The sequence below is a fragment of the Bradyrhizobium sp. WYCCWR15520 genome (assembly GCF_056174665.1).
Genome location: NZ_JBWBWM010000023.1, coordinates 124946 through 142251, shown reverse-complemented (window position 1 = coordinate 142251; position 17306 = coordinate 124946). Strand labels below are relative to the sequence as shown.

16 protein-coding genes and 2 pseudogenes are annotated in these 17306 nt (G+C 63.2%); 5 read left to right on the top strand and 13 right to left on the bottom strand.

Translation table 11 applies throughout. The features are described 5' to 3' along the window. The 11 genes and pseudogenes from AC0QUY_RS25900 to AC0QUY_RS25850 form a co-directional block, all read right to left on the bottom strand. Positions 1-247 (bottom strand): annotated as a pseudogene (locus tag AC0QUY_RS25900) (OmpA family protein); the annotation flags it as partial. A 186-nt stretch (positions 248-433) separates the two neighbouring features. Next, positions 434-664, bottom strand: coding sequence for a hypothetical protein (locus tag AC0QUY_RS25895; protein ID WP_161850877.1), 231 nt, complete (start codon positions 662-664; stop codon positions 434-436). Positions 665-755: 91 nt separating this feature from the next. Continuing rightward, positions 756-1142 carry a VOC family protein gene (locus AC0QUY_RS25890; protein WP_475389034.1) on the bottom strand — a complete coding sequence of 129 codons (387 nt, stop codon included), beginning with the start codon at positions 1140-1142 and terminating at the stop codon, positions 756-758. Positions 1143-1175: 33 nt separating this feature from the next. Beyond that, complete coding sequence (locus tag AC0QUY_RS25885; RefSeq protein ID WP_475389032.1) at positions 1176-2003, bottom strand: FkbM family methyltransferase; 828 nt, start codon at positions 2001-2003, stop codon at positions 1176-1178. Positions 2004-2225: 222 nt separating this feature from the next. After that, positions 2226-4253 (bottom strand): ABC transporter ATP-binding protein/permease, encoded by a 2028-nt coding sequence (locus tag AC0QUY_RS25880; RefSeq protein ID WP_475389031.1) that lies wholly within the window; start codon positions 4251-4253, stop codon positions 2226-2228. A gap of 128 nt (positions 4254-4381) precedes the next feature. After that, positions 4382-6523, bottom strand: coding sequence for a hybrid sensor histidine kinase/response regulator (locus AC0QUY_RS25875; protein ID WP_475389029.1), 2142 nt, complete (start codon positions 6521-6523; stop codon positions 4382-4384). Between the two features lie 274 nt (positions 6524-6797). Further along, positions 6798-7583, bottom strand: a complete 786-nt coding sequence (locus AC0QUY_RS25870; protein WP_161850872.1) for a succinate dehydrogenase iron-sulfur subunit — start codon at positions 7581-7583, stop codon at positions 6798-6800. Positions 7584-7607: 24 nt separating this feature from the next. Beyond that, a complete protein-coding gene (gene sdhA / locus AC0QUY_RS25865; RefSeq protein WP_475389028.1) occupies positions 7608-9449 on the bottom strand; it encodes a succinate dehydrogenase flavoprotein subunit in 1842 nt (613 codons plus the stop codon). A 3-nt stretch (positions 9450-9452) separates the two neighbouring features. Then, positions 9453-9827 carry a succinate dehydrogenase, hydrophobic membrane anchor protein gene (gene sdhD / locus AC0QUY_RS25860; protein WP_161856296.1) on the bottom strand — a complete coding sequence of 125 codons (375 nt, stop codon included), beginning with the start codon at positions 9825-9827 and terminating at the stop codon, positions 9453-9455. 14 nt (positions 9828-9841) lie between these two features. After that, on the bottom strand, positions 9842-10240 hold the full coding sequence (gene sdhC / locus AC0QUY_RS25855; protein WP_057837772.1) for a succinate dehydrogenase, cytochrome b556 subunit: 399 nt from the start codon (positions 10238-10240) through the stop codon (positions 9842-9844). A 263-nt stretch (positions 10241-10503) separates the two neighbouring features. Then, positions 10504-10701 (bottom strand): hypothetical protein, encoded by a 198-nt coding sequence (locus AC0QUY_RS25850; RefSeq protein ID WP_475389027.1) that lies wholly within the window; start codon positions 10699-10701, stop codon positions 10504-10506. A 237-nt stretch (positions 10702-10938) separates the two neighbouring features. Between AC0QUY_RS25850 and AC0QUY_RS25845 the strand changes: the two are divergent. Continuing rightward, a pseudogene (locus AC0QUY_RS25845) lies at positions 10939-11799 on the top strand (sulfite exporter TauE/SafE family protein). Positions 11800-11886: 87 nt separating this feature from the next. On the opposite strand, the gene AC0QUY_RS25840 reads toward AC0QUY_RS25845, so the two are convergent. Continuing rightward, complete coding sequence (locus tag AC0QUY_RS25840; RefSeq protein WP_161850869.1) at positions 11887-12384, bottom strand: DUF3658 domain-containing protein; 498 nt, start codon at positions 12382-12384, stop codon at positions 11887-11889. A 26-nt stretch (positions 12385-12410) separates the two neighbouring features. Further along, positions 12411-13940, bottom strand: a complete 1530-nt coding sequence (locus tag AC0QUY_RS25835) for a malonate--CoA ligase (protein ID WP_475389026.1) — start codon at positions 13938-13940, stop codon at positions 12411-12413. Positions 13941-14030: 90 nt separating this feature from the next. Here AC0QUY_RS25835 and AC0QUY_RS25830 point away from each other — a divergent pair, with 90 nt between their 5' ends. The 4 genes from AC0QUY_RS25830 to AC0QUY_RS25815 all read left to right on the top strand — a co-directional run bounded on the left by AC0QUY_RS25830 (position 14031) and on the right by AC0QUY_RS25815 (position 17245). Continuing rightward, a complete protein-coding gene (locus tag AC0QUY_RS25830) occupies positions 14031-14792 on the top strand; it encodes an SDR family oxidoreductase (RefSeq protein WP_475389025.1) in 762 nt (253 codons plus the stop codon). Between the two features lie 285 nt (positions 14793-15077). After that, positions 15078-15632 carry a fasciclin domain-containing protein gene (locus AC0QUY_RS25825; RefSeq protein ID WP_475389022.1) on the top strand — a complete coding sequence of 185 codons (555 nt, stop codon included), beginning with the start codon at positions 15078-15080 and terminating at the stop codon, positions 15630-15632. 182 nt (positions 15633-15814) lie between these two features. Next, positions 15815-16444, top strand: a complete 630-nt coding sequence (locus tag AC0QUY_RS25820) for a cytochrome b/b6 domain-containing protein (RefSeq protein ID WP_475389020.1) — start codon at positions 15815-15817, stop codon at positions 16442-16444. 15 nt (positions 16445-16459) lie between these two features. Next, a complete protein-coding gene (locus AC0QUY_RS25815; RefSeq protein WP_475389018.1) occupies positions 16460-17245 on the top strand; it encodes a molybdopterin-dependent oxidoreductase in 786 nt (261 codons plus the stop codon). Positions 17246-17306: the final 61 nt, after the last annotated feature.

Sequence of the window (17306 nt, the reverse complement as noted above, 5' to 3'; positions counted from 1 at the left end):
CCGGACGCGGAGGTGCCGCAGCCGGCGGCGGCGGAGAGGCGGGCGCGGGCGCCTTCGGTGCGGCGGCTGGCGGCGGCGCCCCCTTCTGCGGCGGCTGGCCTCCCTGCTGGCCGCCCTTGGGTCGGCCGTCGTCTTCCTTGGCTTGCGCCACGACGATCGGCGCGGCCTGCGCATGCGATGCGGAGGTCACGAACTGCGTCGCCGTCAAAGCAGTCGTGGCGAGCAGCAGAATGCGGAGGTTTGTCATGATATCCTTGGTCCCCGAAGATAGGCCTGACAGCAACGGAAGGGCCCTCATTGACATGTCAGTTGGTCGATGAGCGGCTAATCATTAGGCCGGAATGTGGCGGCCTACAAATGCTCGGATGCTTTTTATTTCATTGGCGCAATGGGTTGCATGCATCCCTGTTCATTGCGCGTTCAGGCGAGGCGTTCATCCGGCTCCCGGATCGGTGGCGGGATTGGGCGTGCGAGGACCGTTCGGCCCGCGTACCGGCAACTCATCCGGCATTTTGCCCGGCAACTCTTGCGGTTGTGGCGGCTGACCCGGTTCACGTAATGGTGGTGGGACCTCCGGGCGGGGGCTCCCGGGTGGGGCCTCCCGTGGCGGCTCGGTTGGTTGTCCTGGCGTCGCCGGCGGTATCTCCGGCGGTTCGATCGGCATCACATCTCCTGAACAGTCAGCTCCGGGTGCGACAACGACTGCGACGCTTTAAAGTTCCCTTCCGATTCTAAAATGGAACCCGTGGATCGGATCAAGCGGGCGCGTGGCAGACCGCCTCGATGTTGTGGCCGTCGGGATCGAGCACGAACGCGCCGTAATAGTTCGGATGATAGTGCGCGCGAATTCCCGGGGCGCCGTTGTCGCGCCCGCCGGCGGCAATGGCTGCCTTGTAGAAGGCGTCCACCGTCGCACGGTCCTTCGCCACGATCGCGACATGCAGCGGCTTGTCCAACCCGCCTTCGCCGCCGATCCAGAAATCGGGCTTTCCATTGGCGCCGAAACCTGCGGCGGGGTCGTGGCCGTGTTGCTCCTCCGTTACTTCCATCACGAGGGTGTAGTCGAGCGGCGCCAATGCCTTCAGATAGAAGGCCTTGGAGCGTTTGTAATCCGAAACCGGAAATCCGACGTGGTCGATCATCAAGCTCTCCTGCGGTTTGAGGAATGCGGAAATTCAACCTCGTGCCAGCAGCGTGTTGCTGCGGGTCTTGCCCGTCTCGATATAGCCCCGCGCGCGCATGTCGGCGATGCAGTCGTCCAGCCATTCGTCCTTCGACAGATGCTCGATCACGACGGCACGGGGCCACAACGCCTGCGGCGCGTCGGCGAAGAAGCCCGTCAGTACACGGTCCTCAAACCCTTCGACGTCGATCTTGAGCCCGTCGACATGCGAGACACCGGCCTCTTCGAGGATACGCTGCAGCCCCAGCGACGGCACCTTGATCGCCTTGCCGGAGGCCTCGCCCGAGACGATGTGGCTGGCGCCGAGATTGTCGCCGTCGGTTTCGATCAGCAATTCGCCGTCGTCAGGACCGGCAGCCGCCGCGACCAGCCGCACCTGGGTGTAGCCGGAGGCGGCGTTGTTGAAGGCGAGCCGCGCATGGGTGACCGGATGCGGCTCGATCGCGATCACCTTGCCGCCGGTGCCGACATGGCGCGCCAATGCAAGTGCGTAGGTCCCGACATTGGCGCCGACATCAACGAAGGTGCCCCCGGTGGGCACATGCGCACGCAGAAAGTCCAGCTCCTCGATGTTGTAGGCGGGATTGAACAGCGCGCCGCGCTCGGTGGCGCTGGCCTGGTGATAGAAGCGAAACGAGGCGCCTTGATATGGCACGTCGACCGGACCTGAGCGCAAGAGATTCACCAGCCGCGACAGCCAGGGGCGAAACGCACCGCGCTTCAGCCGCGTGCGATGGGCGAGCGAAATGATCGCAGCCTGTGCGGCATTCGGGGCGAATGCGCCGAACGGCGCGGGCGAAGGATCGTTGTCGGGCGTCAAACGGTAGTCCTCGGGTAGAAGCGCCGCATGCATAGCCGGTTTTGTGGCGGCGAAACAGGTTGAATTGTTGCCGCGATCGACCGCCCCGTCGTGCCCTCGAGGGCGGGTAGCCAATGTGCCGCGGCCTATCCTCGTCATTGCGAGCGAAGCGAAGCAATCCATAGCGCGGCAAGTGGAGAGGTGGATTGCTTCGCTGCGCTCGCAATGACGGCTAGATGGGCACTACGCCGCTTTCTTCGCGGTCTTCCGATGGCGCAGGAAGCGGCCGAGCAGGCGGCGTTTGTCCTTGCGCGGGATCAGGGCGACGTCGCTGACCAGCTTGGCGCCGCCCTTGCGCCGCTCCAGCACGATCTTGCGGCTATGGAATGCCTCCAGCTCGGCGCGGTGGGCGACGCTGACGATGGTTGCGTTCGGTAGCTCCTTGATGACGATCTCCATCATCTTGTCCTGGCTCTTTTCATCGAGCGCCGACGTCGCCTCGTCCAGCACCACAATATCGGGGTTGTGCAGCAACAGCCGCGCGAATGCCAGCCGCTGCTTCTCGCCGCCGGACAGCGTCTGGTCCCATGGTCCCTCTTCCTCGATCCTCTCCTTGAGATGGTCGAGGCCGACCTTATGCAGTGCGTCGCAGATCTGCTCCGTGAGCCAGTCATCGGCCGCGCCGGGATAGGTGATCGCGCGACGCAGCGTACCGGAGGGGATGTACGGCTTTTGCGGCAGCATGAAGAGCCGGCGGTCGGGGTGGAAGTTGATGCTGCCCCCGCCCCAGGGCCACAGCCCGGCGAGCGCGCGGATCAGCGTGCTCTTGCCGGTGCCGGACTCGCCAGCCACCAATAGTCGCTCGCCGGGTTCGATCACGATTTCGGTTTCGCCGACAACAGCGGTGCCGTCGTCGAGCGTCACCGAGAGATCGTTGAGACTCAGCATGGCGTCGCCTTTGGTCTCACCGCGTTCGATGCGGCCGATGCCGTCGCCCTGCTCGGCGCGCTCGAGGCCGTCGAGCGACATCATCAATGAGGCGATGCGGCGCGCCCCGGCGTTCCAGTCGGCCAGCCGCGGATAATTGTCGACCAGCCAGCCGAATGCAGTCTGCACGATGGTGAACGCGGACGCCGCCTGCATCACCTGTCCGAGCGTCATGCTGCCGTCGAGATATTTCGGTGCGCATAGCAGCAGTGGAACGACCGGTGCGATGAGGCCCGATCCCTGCGATACCAGCGTGGTGCGCATATGTTGCCCCGCCACGCGCGCCCATTGCCGCAGCACGTTTGAAAACGTCCTGTCGATGCCGTCACGCTCTTCCTCTTCGCCGCCGAGTAGCGCGATGCTTTCGCCGTTCTCGCGCACGCGGGTCAGGACATAACGGTATTCGGCCTCGGCCTGGTTTTTGTCTTCGGACACCTGCACGAAACTATGTCCGATCGCCGTGATCGAGCCGGAGGCGATTGCGGCATAGATGATCGCGGCGATCACGAGGAAGCCGGGAATGGTGATGGTGGAGCCGCCCACCGTCAGCGTCAGCCCGCCACCGATGGTCCAGAGCACGACGATGAAGGTGGCCGCCGAGAGGAACGCCGACGTGACGCCGGCGACGAAATCCACCGGCGAGTCGGTCGCGATCCGCAGATCCTCGGCGATGCGATATTCCGGATTCTTGTGATCGCCGCCGACGAGGTTGAGCTGGTAGTAGCGGCCGTTGGAAAGCCAGCGCGATAACACCGCACTGGTCAGCCAGGCGCGCCAGCGGCGCTGGATGCCCATGCGGGCGAACACCTGCGCCACGCCGAGCAGCACGCTGCCGATCGCAAGCGGAAAGAACACCGCGGCGAGATAGTACACGGTCGCAGCATCGCGCTTCTCGATGGCGTCGAAGATTGCGCGATTCCAGACGTTGATGCCGTATTGAAAGCCGACATTGGCGACGATCAGGACCAGCAGGCCGATCGAGAATAGCCACGCCAACCGGTCGCCGTTGCGGCCCCAATAGCCGCGCGCGCTGATCCAGAACCGCGTCAGCAGGTAATCCTTGCGGGCCTGTTCGGCCTCTTCAGGGGACAATTCCGGATCCGGCTCGACGACCTCCGGCGGCGGCGGTGCGACGTGATCGTCGGTTTCGGCAACGACTTCGGCGAGTTCGGCCTTTTCTTCGGAATCCGGCGTGCTTGCGCCGGCGTCCGGTTTCTTGCTTGCCTTGGCGGGCTCGTTCGCGGTGGGTTTCTTCGCTGAAGATTTGACGGTTGCTTTGCGCATGGCGGCACAACGGCAACCAAATCAAAAGGTTCCCCCGGATTTCGGACCGCCTATGCCGGCAGCACCAGAAGGCGGCGCACGAAAAATGCGCGACCGCGTCGACCTGTCCGCTAGCGGTGCAGTTGCTTTCAGGATGATGCGGAGGCCGCTGCTTGTGCAACGTCTCGCCGGGCAACACGGTGCAGCACGCGGGAGAGCTGCTCGATCGAATAGGGTTTTTGCAGCAGCTCGAAACCGTGGCTGCCGTGCTCCGACAGCACGTGGCTGTAGCCGCTGGTCAACACGACCGGCAGCTGGGGATGGCGGCGGCGGATTTCCTGGGCGAGTTCGATGCCGGACATTCCGGGCATCACGACGTCAGTGAACACGGCGTCGAATCGCTCGGCGCTGCTTGCGAGTTCTTCGAGCGCATGCGTAGCGTTGCCGACGAGTTTGGTAGCGTAGCCGAGCTCGGCCAGTGCATCGGTCGTGAAGCGTCCGACCTCGGCATTGTCTTCGACCACCAGCACCGACATCCCGCTCCCATCGATCGCGGCGGCATCTGCCGCCGGCTGTCTCGATTTCCCGCTGCCGGCGGTGCGCGGCAGATACAGCGTGAAAATGCTGCCTTTGCCGACTTCGCTGGCGACGGCTACTTCGCCGCCGGATTGCTTGGCGAAGCCGAACACCTGCGACAGGCCGAGCCCGGTACCATGGCCGGCCTGCTTGGTCGTGAAGAAGGGTTCGAAGATGCGTTCGAGCCGATCCGGCGGAATACCGCTGCCGGTGTCGGCGACGGATACGGCTACATAGCCATAGGGATGTTGCGGCAGCGGGGCGGCATTGGGCAGGCTGGCCGCCATTCCCACCGCCATCGTCAACCGTCCATGACCCTCCATGGCGTCCCGCGCGTTGACGGCGATGTTGATAATGGCCGTCTCGAACTGGCTGGCGTCGGCGTTGACGAAGCACGGCTCGTCCGGCCCGAGGATGACAATCTCGATCCGCGGACCGACCAGCGTGCCGATCATTTCGCTGAGCATCTGCACGCTTCTGCCGACGTCGAACACCTCCGGCTTCAGCGTCTGCCGCCGCGCGAAGGCCAGCAACTGTCCGGTCAGCTTGGCGGCGCGGGTTACCGTATCCGAGATCGCATCGACATAGCGCAGCCGGCGCGCATCCGGCAGGTCGGGGCGCCGCAGCAGGTCGACGGAAGCGCGGATCACGGTGAGCAGATTGTTGAAGTCGTGTGCAACGCCGCCGGTCAGCCGGCCCAGCGCCTCCAGCCGCTGGCCGTGCTTCAGCGCTTCCTCGGCCTGCTGCCGCCTTTCGGCCTCGAGATGAAGATGGCGCGTGCGGCGCAAGGCCAGCCCCAGCAAGGCAAACAGCAGCGCGGTGGCCGGCGCGCCGAAGATCAGATGCTGGCTCGTGGTGGACAGCCAGCGCGCGCGGATCGCCGAAGTCTCGAGGCCCGCGCCGATATAGATCGGATATTCCGCGAGCCGCCGGTAGCCGAGGCGGCGTTCGACACCGTCTGTCGGCGAGGTCACGGTGATGAGGCCGGCCATGGGATTGGCCGCGACCAGTTTTCCGATCGGCCCGTTGCGGTCGAGGCGGATGTCGCGATCGATGATGGGAAAGCGCGCCAGCACCGTGCCGTCGGCGCGGCCGAGCGCAAAGTAGCTGCCGGGCTCGCGGCCGAGCCGGGCGTAGTAATTCTCAAAATATTCCGGGAATACGGAAGCCTGCAGCACGCCGGCGAAGCTGCCGTCCTCGCTCGGGCGCCGCCGGCTGACGCCGAAGAACGCGGCGCCCTGATAGGGCGGCCGCGGTTTCAGCGCTTCACCGATATAGGTTCCAATGTCGGCGTCAACGTGGGCCTTGAAATAGTCCCGGTCGGAAAAATCGATCCCTGGCGCCGGGACGACAAGACTGTTGACGAGGGCGTGGCCCTTGGCGTCGAAGATCCAGGCCGACTTCACCTGCGGCAGCGAGATGACCAGTCGCTTCAGCCGCAGATGCAGCGTCTGCTCGCGGGCCACGATGTCGGCGTCGGGAACGTCGCGGATGATCTCGGCCATCTCCGACAGGCTGCGGTCGATGGTCTCGAATACTTTCAGCGCGTGCTCGTGCGCGACATCCAGCGAATGCTCGATTTCGCGATCGGCGGTTTCGCGGATCGAGACCCAGGAGACGGCGGATGCAAATACAAAGAGCGCCAACGGAAGGGCCAGCGAGGCGACCATCATCCATTGCAACAGTCTCAACGAATTACGTTGCGCGGTCTGCACGCTCGCTCCAGCTCCCCGCCCGAGCTTAACGCAATCCTTGGTTGGGAATAAAGCGTGTGAGGAGCGGAACTTTTTTGCGCCGCCGGACGGCGTTAATGCGGATCGATAAATTGATAATTATTCTAGTCCGGCCGGGCATAGCCAACGAGCGGCCCATGCCCCGGGATGAGGATTCTCGTAGCCCGGATGGAGCGGAGCGCAATCCGGGATTCTCACAGCCGGCTAAACCTGTCCCGGATTTCGTTGCGCTCCATCCGGGCTACGGCATCTCGGCCTAGATCTGGCGCTCGACCATCTTCAGCTTGAGCTCGGCGATGGCTTCCGACGGGTTGAGGCCTTTCGGGCACGCCTTGGCGCAGTTCATGATGGTGTGGCAGCGGTAGAGCCGGAACGGATCTTCGAGGTTGTCGAGCCGCTCGCCGGTGGCTTCATCGCGGGAATCCGTCACCCAGCGGTTTGCCTGCAAGAGTGCCGCCGGTCCCAGGAAGCGGTCGCTGTTCCACCAATAGCTCGGGCAGGAGGTCGAGCAGCAGGCGCAGAGAATGCATTCGTAGAGGCCGTCGAGCTTCTCGCGGTCCTCGTGGCTCTGTTTCCATTCCTTCTGCGGCGTCGGCGTGGTCGTCTTCAGCCACGGCTCGATGGAAGCGTATTGCGCGTAGAAATTGGTCAGATCCGGGACCAGGTCCTTCACGACCGGCTGGTGCGGCAGCGGATTGACCTTCACCGCGCCGCCCGCAGCGACGTCGTGCATCGACTTGGTACAGGCCAGCGTGTTCTGGCCGTCGATGTTCATGGCGCAGGAACCGCAGACGCCTTCGCGGCAGGAGCGGCGGAAGGTCAACGTCGGGTCGATGTTGTTCTTGATCCAGATCAGGCCGTCCAGCACCATCGGCCCGCAATCGTTGATGTCGACATGATAGGTGTCGACGCTCGGGTTCTTGCCGTCGTCCGGGTTCCAGCGATAGACCCGGAACTCGCGCGTCTCAGTCGCGCCGGCCGGCTTCGGCCAGGCCTTGCCGCCGGTGATCTTCGAGTTCTTGGGAAGTGTGAATTCAGCCATGCTTGCAAGCCTTCGCTGTCGTCGTCAGTAAACCCGCGCCTTCGGCGGGATGTACTGAACGTCGTTCGTCATCGTGTAATTGTGCACCGGGCGATAATCGATCGTGGTGTTGCCGCGATCGTCGATCCAGGCCAGCGTGTGCTTCATCCAGTTCTTGTCGTCGCGCTCGGAAAAGTCCTCGCGCGCATGCGCGCCGCGGCTTTCGGTGCGGTTCGCCGCCGAATCCATGGTGACGACCGCCTGCACGATCAGATTGTCGAATTCGAGCGTTTCGATCAGGTCGGAATTCCAGACCAGCGAGCGGTCGGTCGTCGCGACGTCGCCGATGCCGCCATGGACCTTGTGGATCAGGTTCTGGCCTTCGTGCAGAATCTCGCCGGTGCGGAACACCGCGCAATTGCTCTGCATGACGTGCTGCATGCCTTCGCGAAGTTTTGCGGTCGGCGTGCCGCCGGAGGCGTAGCGATAATGGTCGAGCCGGCCGAGCGCCAGATCGGACGAATCCTTCGGCAGGTCCGGCTGCTTGCCGTTCGGCGTCAGCTTTTCCGCAAGCCGCAGCGCGGCGGCGCGGCCGAACACGACGAGGTCGATCAGCGAGTTGGAGCCGAGCCGGTTGGCGCCGTGCACGGACACGCAGGCGGCTTCGCCGATCGCCATCAGGCCGGGCACGACGGCATTGTCGTCGCCGTCCCTCTTGGTCAGCACTTCGGCGTGATAATTGGTGGGAATGCCGCCCATGTTGTAATGCACGGTCGGCACGATCGGGATCGGCTCACGGGTAACGTCGACATTGGCGAAAATCTTGGCCGATTCGGAAATGCCCGGAAGCCGTTCGTTCAGTACCTTGGGATCGAGATGATCGAGGTGCAGGTAGATGTGGTCCTTCTTCTTGCCGACGCCGCGGCCTTCGCGGATCTCGATGGTCATCGAGCGCGAGACGACGTCGCGCGAGGCGAGGTCCTTGGCGGAGGGCGCGTAACGCTCCATGAAGCGCTCGCCCTCGGAATTGACGAGATAGCCGCCTTCGCCGCGGGCGCCCTCGGTGACGAGGCAGCCCGAGCCATAGATGCCGGTCGGGTGGAACTGGATGAATTCCATGTCCTGCAGCGGCAGGCCGGCGCGCAGCACCATGCCGCCGCCATCGCCGGTGCAGGTATGCGCCGAGGTGCAGGAGGCGTAGGCGCGGCCATAGCCGCCGGTGGCAAGGATGGTGGTCTGGGCGCGGAAGCGATGCAGCGTGCCGTCATCGAGCTTGAGCGCGATCACGCCGCGGCAGACGCCCTGGTCGTCCATGATCAGATCGATGGCGAAGAATTCGATGTAGAATTCGGCCGAGTGGCGCAGCGCCTGACCGTACATCGTGTGCAGCATGGCGTGGCCGGTGCGGTCGGCGGCGGCGCAGGTGCGCTGGGCCTGGCCCTTGCCGTAGTCCATGGTCATGCCGCCGAACGGGCGCTGGTAGATCTTGCCGTCCTCGGTGCGCGAGAACGGCACGCCCCAATGCTCGAGCTCGTAGACGGCTTCGGGCGCGTTGCGCACCATGTATTCGATCGCGTCCTGGTCGCCGAGCCAGTCCGACCCCTTGACCGTGTCGTACATGTGCCAGCGCCAGTCGTCCGGATGCATGTTGCCGAGCGAGGCCGAGATGCCGCCTTGCGCGGCGACCGTATGCGAGCGGGTCGGGAACACCTTGGTGATGCAGGCGGTGCGCAGGCCGGCTTCCGAGCAGCCGACCACGGCGCGCAAGCCGGCGCCGCCGGCACCGACCACCACCACGTCGTAGGTGTGGTCCTCGATCGGATAGGCTTTTCCGTTGGTGGCCGGGCCACTGCCGTTGGTAGCCTTGCCGTTGCCGTCAGCAGCCATGGGCTACACTCCCGATGACAGTTTGATGATCGCGTAAATCGAGGCAAGCGCCACCGCGATACAGAAGAAATTGTTCGCCATCACGCTGGCGAGCTTGAGCTTCTCGTTGTGGATATAATCCTCGATCACGATCTGCATGCCGATCTTCATGTGCCAGGCGCTGGCGATGATGAAGAGGACCAGGATGATCGCGATCGGCAACGAGCCGAGAATTTGCGCCGCACCCGCCTGGTTGCGGCCGATCAGCATCAGCACGATGACGATAACGGGCAGGATCAGGAGCGCCATCGCCACCGCGGTGAGACGCTGGCGCCAGAAATCGCTGGTGCCGGAATGCGAGGAACCGAGATTGCGGACCCGGCCGAGCGGCGTGCGCATCGACGAACGGCTGCTCATCGTCCGCCTCCGACCGTATACGCGACGATCCAGACAAGGACGGTCAGCGAAATGCCCGCGATCAGCGCGCCCCAGGTCAGCGCCTCGCGCTCATTGGCCTTGAAGCCGTAGCCGAGGTCCCAGAAGAAGTAGCGGAAACCGCTGCACAGATGATGCAGCAGCGCCCACGTGTAGCCGAACACGATCAGCTTGCCGATGATGCTGCCGGTGAAGGCCTGGACATTGGCATAGGCCCCGGGCCCGGAGGCGGCGGCGATCAGCCACCAGGACAGCAGCAGGGTACCGAAATAGAGCGCAATACCGGTGGCGCGATGGATGACGGACAGCGCCATCGTCAGGGTCACGCGATAGGTCTGCAAATGGGGCGATATCGGTCGTTCGATCCTGGCGGTCATTCGGCAGCTTTATGTTGTGTGGGACCGCGGCCGGCCCATCGGGGAACGCGGTAGATGAATTCTATTTACGGAGTCGAAACAGTCCGCGCAACGGCCAAATGGCTTGGAATCGAACCGCGGTTCATTACTAGCACGGCTATGAAATGCGATTGATCAGCGGCTTGGTATACCAGAGCCGGTTGGCACGGTTGAAGAATTGAATATTGGTTCTGTTCATTGGCGGCCGCGGCGGCAGCCCGAACGGAGCCACGCCGCGCCACCGCTCAACGAGGTAGGTCGACGAAGGCCCCGGACCTTCGGAGAAGCCTCGCCGCGATGGCCGAAACATCAGGTGCAGCGGTGCCGGAGCGGGTTCGTAATCGCAGGCGGACCAGATGGCCGTCCGCGAGATCGGCTTCGGCCTGCCATGACGGCACCCGCACGATGCCAACGCCCTCCTTCGCGGCGGTGGGCAAGGGCATCGAGGCTATTCATCCAGAGCCGACCCGATATGCGGATTTTGCGGCCCGTCTTTGTGTTGCCCGAGAAGCGCCGCTCAGCGGTGCCGGGCACCTGAGAACACCATGCAGTGATGATGGTCGCGATCGCGCGGCAAGGGTGCCCCATGAGAGAATGGATACTCCCGCATTTCAGAAACAGCTAAGGCTGCCCGCGGCGGCCATCGCGGCCGTAAATCCAGAACGCGAGATGCGCAAGACATGATCGCCGGCCTCGATCCGAGAGAACTCATCGAACTCGCATTGCTGCTGATCGCAGTCGGGGCGCTGTCGGGGTTTCTTGCCGGCGTGTTCGGTATCGGCGGCGGTGCGATCCTGGTCCCGGTTTTTTATGAATGCTTCCGCCTCGCCGGCGTCCCGCTGGAAGTACGGATGCCGCTCCGCATGGGTACTTCGCTCGCCATCATCATCCCGACCTCGCTCGCTTCGTTTCGCGCCCATTACAAAAGGGGCGCGGTCGACATGGGCATTCTCAGGCGCTGGTGGCTGCCGATCGTGCTTGGTGTTGTGGCCGGCAGCGTCACGGCGCGCTTTGCGCCGGAGCGGCTGTTCAAGATCGTGTTCGTGGTAGTGGCGTGGTCGGCGGCGGCGCGGCTGTTGCTGTCGCGGGAAACCTAGAAGCTCGGCGACGACGTGCCGAAGGGCTTTCTGATGCGCGTTTACGGCTTCTTCGTCGGGTTGTTGTCGACCTTGATGGGCGTGGGCGGTGGCTTGTTCGCGAACCTCTTGATGACGTTCTATGGCCGGCCGATCCATCAGGCGGTCGCGACCTCGTCGGCGATTGCGGTGCTGATCTCGATTCCCGGTGCGATCGGCTATGTCTATGCCGGCTGGCCGGCCGCGGCGCGCTTTCCCGATGTCGCCGCTCTGCAGCTTCCGTTCTCGATCGGCTATGTCTCGCTGATCGGCGCGCTGTTGGTGATGCCGACCACGCTTGTTACGGCACCGCTCGGGGTGAAGGTGGCGCATGCATTGTCGAAACGCGCGCTGGAGGCGGCGTTCGGCACCTATATGTTCATCGTCGGCGGAAGGTTCGTGATCAGCTTGTTGAACGGGCAGTAGCGCGTAGCCCGGATGGAGCGAAGCGAAATCCGGGACTCTTGCGCGGATGGACAGACCGTTCCCGGATTACGCTTCGCTCCATCCGGGCTACTGAGGCGCAGGTTCAGCCTTCAATCTGATCTCGCTATGGCGCCATCTACGGAGGTCGCCCTGATTCTCGAGACGGCCGGCCGCAGCCAAAGCCTGGATGCGAGCAGCGAACATTTCGTGGCTGACCGGCACCTCGATCGCCTCGCTCCGCACGGACGCATTGCCAACCACCATGGCCATTTTCTGCCATCGCGGCTTCATGACGGAGAAGATGATCCGGTCGATCTCGGCCACCGATACAGAAGGCGGAAGCTGTACTTGATCCCAACAGAGCGAGCTGCTGATTTCGGGAAATTCTTCGAACGGGATGAGACCTGGAAAGCGATCATAGGCCGTCTGCAGCAGTTCGGAATTGAGCTTGATGATAAGCCTCTTGAGCGAGGCGGCATCCTCATCTTGATCTTCAAGAATCTCTGCTGCTGCCCTCGCTTCGTCGAGTTCGAATGCGGCCGCGAGCAGGTGGTCAAGAATACCTTTGGCCTGTTCCCGGTTCATGATTTGCTCCCCGGAGCGATTGGCTCCTACGCTTTCGCATAGATATCCTTATAGGTATCCCGCAAAATATTCTTCTGCACTTTGCCCATGGCGTTGCGCGGCAGCTCGTCGACGACGAAGACGCGCTTCGGCATCTTGAATTTGGCCAGCCGTCCATCGAGCGCCTTCAACACGCCGGCCTCGGTGACGCCTGCGTTCTTGTTGCAGACCACGACCGCAGTGACGCCTTCGCCGAAATCGGCATGCGGCACGCCGATCACGGCGGATTCGATCACGCCCGGCATGGCGTCGATCTCACTCTCGATTTCCTTCGGGTAGACGTTGAAGCCGCCTGATATCACCAGATCCTTGCCGCGGCCGAGGATGTGCACATAGCCTTTGGCGTCGATCTTGCCGAGATCGCCGGTGATGAAGAAGCCGTCGTCGCGGAATTCGGATTTTGTCTTTTCCGGCATCCGCCAGTAGCCCTTGAAAACGTTGGGCCCTTTCACCTCGATCATGCCGATCTCGTCGCGCGCAAGCTCCTTGCCCGTTTCAGGGTCGGTGACGCGCACGGAGACGCCGGGTAGGGGGAGGCCGACCGCGCCGGGCACGCGCTCACCGTCATAGGGGTTGGACGTGTTCATGTTGGTTTCGGTCATGCCGTAGCGTTCCAGCACGGCGTGGCCGGTGCGCGCCGACCATTCACGATGGGTGTCGGCGAGCAATGGCGCGGAGCCCGAAATGAACAGCCGCATGTGCTTGGTCGATTCCTTCGACAGCGCCGGGCTCTGCAGCAGCCGCGTATAGAACGTCGGCACGCCCATCATGACGGTCGCGCGCGCCATCAGCTTGATCATCATTTCAGGGTCGAGTTTTGGCAGGAAGATCATCGAGGCGCGGGCGAACAAAGTGACGTTGCTGGCCACGAACAGGCCGTGGGTGTGATAGATCGGCAGCGCGTGGATCAGCACATCCTTGTCCGTGAAGCGCCAGTAGTCGACCAGGCTGTAGGAGTTTGACGCGAGATTGTCGTGCGTCAGCATCGCGCCTTTGGAGCGGCCGGTGGTGCCTGAGGTATAGAGAATCGCGGCGAGGTCGTCATTGGCGCGGGCGACGGTCGCGAACGCGGCCTCCGCCCTGGCCGCGGCATCGGTCAGCGATCCCTTGCCGTCGGCGCCGAGCGTCTCGACCTTGGCCTTCACCTTGGCCGCGATCGCGGCGATGCCTTCGGCCTTCGAGGGATCGCAGACGACCAGCGACGGCTCGGCGTCGGAGATGAAGTAATCGAGCTCGTTGAGCGTATAAGCGGTGTTGAGCGGCAGATAGACCGCGCCCGCGCGCACCGTCGCGAGATAGAGGATCAGCGCCGGCACCGATTTTTCGGTCTGCGCCGCGACGCGGTCACCGGGCTTGACGCCGCGCGAGACCAGCACGTTCGCCATCTGACCGGCACGGGCGATCAACTCGCCATAGCTGATGCGCGTGCCGTCGAGCATTTCGATCGCGAGCCGGTTCGGATCGTCGAGCGTATCGAACAGGCGGGAAAACAGGTTGGCGTTGGCGGTCGTGTTCATGCAACATTCCCTGAAGGGCGCTGGCCCGGCGGAATTTTCGCCGGCTGGAATAGCAAGAACGCCCTTCTAAAAGCAACGGAGACAGTTTGCATGACAAATAACGGGAAACGGGTGGCTTGGGTAACCGGCGGTGGCAGCGGAATCGGCGAGTCTGGGGCGGAATTTCTGGCGGCCGACGGCTGGACCGTGGTGGTTTCGGGACGGCGCAAGGAAGAACTCGAACGCGTCGTGGCCAACATCACCAAAAAGGGCGGCAAGGTCGAGGCGATCCAGCTCGATGTCAGCAATAAGGCCGATGTGAACAAGGCCGCGGACCAGATCCTGGCCAAGCACGGCCGGATCGACCTTCTGGTCAACAGCGCCGGCCTCAATGTGCCGAAGCGAAGCTGGGCCGACATGGAGCTGGAGGGCTGGGACAAGGTCGTCGAAATCAACCTCAACGGCGTGCTCTACTGCATGCGCGCGGTGCTGCCGGCAATGAGGAAACAAAAAGACGGCTGCATCATCAACGTCGCGTCCTGGGCCGGCCGCCACGTCTCGAAGATGCCGGGCCCGGCCTACACCACGACCAAGCACGCGGTGCTGGCCCTGACCCATTCCTTCAACATGGACGAATGCGTCAACGGCCTGCGCGCCTGCTGCCTGTCGCCCGGCGAGGTCGCAACCCCGATCCTGAAGCTGCGCCCGGTGGTGCCGTCGGAGGAAGAGCAGGCGAAAATGCTGCAACCGGAAGATTGCGGCCGCACCATCGCCTTTGTCGCCAGCCTGCCAGCTCGCGTGTGCGTCAACGAGATCCTGATCAGCCCGACGCATAATCGCGGGTTCATCCAGACGCCGGCGAACAGGGATTAGTCTCCTCCGTAGCCCGGGTGGAGCGCAGCGTAACCGGGACGGTCTCACGAGCGGACCGAGTTCTCCCGGATTGCGCTTCGCTCCGTCCGGGCTACCGGTGCTCGGCCACGATCCGCGCCCCCAAAAGTTTCAGCCATCACGATAATTTATTCCCCGAAACCGGGCCAAAAACCTCCCGTAGCTCGGCTCAACGACGACGAACACAACCGGTCCATCGACCAGCGTCGTTGTTTTCATCACCGGCGGATGCCCCGCCGGCCATCGCAATCCTCGGGAGAAGATTCCATGTCGAAACGTATTGCACTACTGTCGGCCGCCGTGTTCAGCGCACTGGCCTTCACCGCCACCATCACCGCGCCCGCGAGCGCGGAAGAAAAGACCGTGATGGTCGGCGGCGCGGCGATGTTCCCGTCCAAGAACATCATCCAGAACGCCGTCAACTCGAAGGACCACACCACGCTGGTCGCCGCGGTGAAGGCCGCCGGCCTGGTCGAGACGCTGGAAGGCAAGGGCCCGTTCACGGTGTTCGCGCCGACCAACACCGCCTTCGGCAAGCTGCCGGCCGGCACGGTCGAAACGCTGGTGAAGCCTGAGAACAAGGCGACCCTGACCAAGATCCTCACCTACCATGTCGTGCCCGGCAAGCTTGCCGCCGCCGACCTGACCGACGGCAGGAAGCTCAAGACTGCCGAAGGCGAGGAACTGACGGTCAAGAAGGCGGATGGCAAGACCTGGATCGTCGACGCCAAGGGCGGAACCTCGACGGTCACGATCACCAACGTCAACCAGTCGAACGGCGTGATCCATGTGGTCGATACCGTGCTGATGCCGGCGTCCTAAAACTCCCCGCGCGCCCCTGACTGGTCCCAACAGGGGCGCGTGGATTGGGCGAGCCGGGGCAACCCGGCTCGCTTTTTTGTGAAGGCGATAGCCGCCATGCGTCGATCTGCTCGCGCCATGGCAGTAACGAAAAGCCGGTTCCCGGCGTATAAACGATAGCGATTTTCAAGCGGGGAAAAGCCATGTCGGCCGTAACAGCCAGCGACGAACATGCCGCGCCAGCCAAGGCAAAGGTCATCCAGCCGGCCTGGGTGCGGGCGCTGCACTGGACCAACGCCTTCGCGATGGTCCTCATGATCATGTCGGGATGGCAGATCTACAATGCCTCGCCGCTGTTCGGTTTCACATTCTCCTCGAGCATCACGCTGGGCGGCTGGCTCGCCGGTGCGCTGCTCTGGCATTTCGCCGCGATGTGGCTATTGATGGTCAACGGCCTGATCTATCTGATTGTGGGCCTTGCCACCGGCCGCTTCCGCAAGAAGCTGCTGCCGATCACGCCGGAGGGCGTGATCTCGGACACCAAGGCGGCGCTGACCGGCAAGCTGTCGCATGCGGATCTCACCAGATACAATCAGGTGCAGAAGCTGCTCTATGCCGGCGTCATCATCGTCGGCATCCTCATTGTGCTGTCGGGTCTGGCGATCTGGAAACCGGTTCAGTTTCAGTATCTGACGGCGCTGTTCGGTGGCTACGAGGCCGCCCGCTACGTCCACTTCTTCTGCATGGCCGGCATTGTCGCCTTCATGGTGATCCATGTCGTGCTCGCTCTTCTGGTGCCGAGGAGCCTGCGCGCCATGATCATCGGCCGCTAATAAGGGAGTATGACCATGGGCCGCATGCGCAATCTCCTGATTCCCGGCGTCGACAAGACGCTGCTCATCCGAGACGCCGTCAAGACCATGCCCGACCTCACCCGCCGGCGCTTCATCTCCGGCGGCGCCAGCCTTGGTGCGCTGACACTGCTCACGGGCTGCGACGTGACCGACAGTTTCTCGGCCGAAGAAATGCTGAAGCAGGTTTCCAAGTTCAATGACGGCGTGCAGGCGTTGATCTTCAATCCGAACGCCATGGCGCCGACATATCCGGAAAGCGCCATCACAAAACCGTTCCCGTTCAATGGGTATTATGACGTCGACGACGCGCCTGAAATCGACGGCAAGAGCTGGAAGCTCGAGGTGCGTGGCCTCGTCGACAACAAGAAGTCCTGGACGCTGGACGAGCTTTATCAGTTGCCGCAGGTCAAGCAGGTCACGCGCCACATCTGTGTAGAAGGCTGGAGCGCGATCGGAAGCTGGACCGGCGTCCCCTTGCGCGATTTCCTGAAACTGATCGGCGCAGATACGCGCGCGAAATATGTCTGGTTCCAGTGCGCCGACAGAGACGGTTACAACTCGCCGCTGGACATGCCGTCCGCGCTGCATGCGCAGACCCAGATGAGCTTCAAGTTCAGCGACGAGATTTTGCCGCGCGCCTATGGCTTCCCGATGAGGATCAGGGTGCCGACAAAACTCGGCTTCAAGAGCCCGAAATACGTGATCTCGATGGAAGTCACCAACGACTACAAGGGCGGCTTCTGGGAAGACCAGGGGTATAATTCGTTCAGCGGTGTTTAGTCCGCCTCATTTCACGACGTGATGCGGCCTGAATTTCGGAGCGCACCACCGCTGTGCATGC

Bases quoted from the DNA above. Each gene is read 5' to 3' on its own strand.
- AC0QUY_RS25870 (WP_161850872.1), bottom strand. From the start codon at position 7,583: ATGGCTGAATTCACACTTCCCAAGAACTCGAAGATCACCGGCGGCAAG.
- AC0QUY_RS25890 (WP_475389034.1), bottom strand. From the start codon at position 1,142: ATGATCGACCACGTCGGATTTCCGGTTTCGGATTACAAACGCTCCAAG.
- AC0QUY_RS25815 (WP_475389018.1), top strand. From the start codon at position 16,460: ATGGGCCGCATGCGCAATCTCCTGATTCCCGGCGTCGACAAGACGCTG.
- AC0QUY_RS25835 (WP_475389026.1), bottom strand. From the start codon at position 13,940: ATGAACACGACCGCCAACGCCAACCTGTTTTCCCGCCTGTTCGATACG.
- sdhC (WP_057837772.1), bottom strand. From the start codon at position 10,240: ATGACCGCCAGGATCGAACGACCGATATCGCCCCATTTGCAGACCTAT.
- AC0QUY_RS25820 (WP_475389020.1), top strand. From the start codon at position 15,815: ATGTCGGCCGTAACAGCCAGCGACGAACATGCCGCGCCAGCCAAGGCA.
- AC0QUY_RS25825 (WP_475389022.1), top strand. From the start codon at position 15,078: ATGTCGAAACGTATTGCACTACTGTCGGCCGCCGTGTTCAGCGCACTG.
- AC0QUY_RS25830 (WP_475389025.1), top strand. From the start codon at position 14,031: ATGACAAATAACGGGAAACGGGTGGCTTGGGTAACCGGCGGTGGCAGC.
- AC0QUY_RS25880 (WP_475389031.1), bottom strand. From the start codon at position 4,253: ATGCGCAAAGCAACCGTCAAATCTTCAGCGAAGAAACCCACCGCGAAC.
- sdhD (WP_161856296.1), bottom strand. From the start codon at position 9,827: ATGCGCACGCCGCTCGGCCGGGTCCGCAATCTCGGTTCCTCGCATTCC.
- AC0QUY_RS25840 (WP_161850869.1), bottom strand. From the start codon at position 12,384: ATGAACCGGGAACAGGCCAAAGGTATTCTTGACCACCTGCTCGCGGCC.
- sdhA (WP_475389028.1), bottom strand. From the start codon at position 9,449: ATGGCTGCTGACGGCAACGGCAAGGCTACCAACGGCAGTGGCCCGGCC.
- AC0QUY_RS25895 (WP_161850877.1), bottom strand. From the start codon at position 664: ATGCCGATCGAACCGCCGGAGATACCGCCGGCGACGCCAGGACAACCA.
- AC0QUY_RS25850 (WP_475389027.1), bottom strand. From the start codon at position 10,701: ATGCCCTTGCCCACCGCCGCGAAGGAGGGCGTTGGCATCGTGCGGGTG.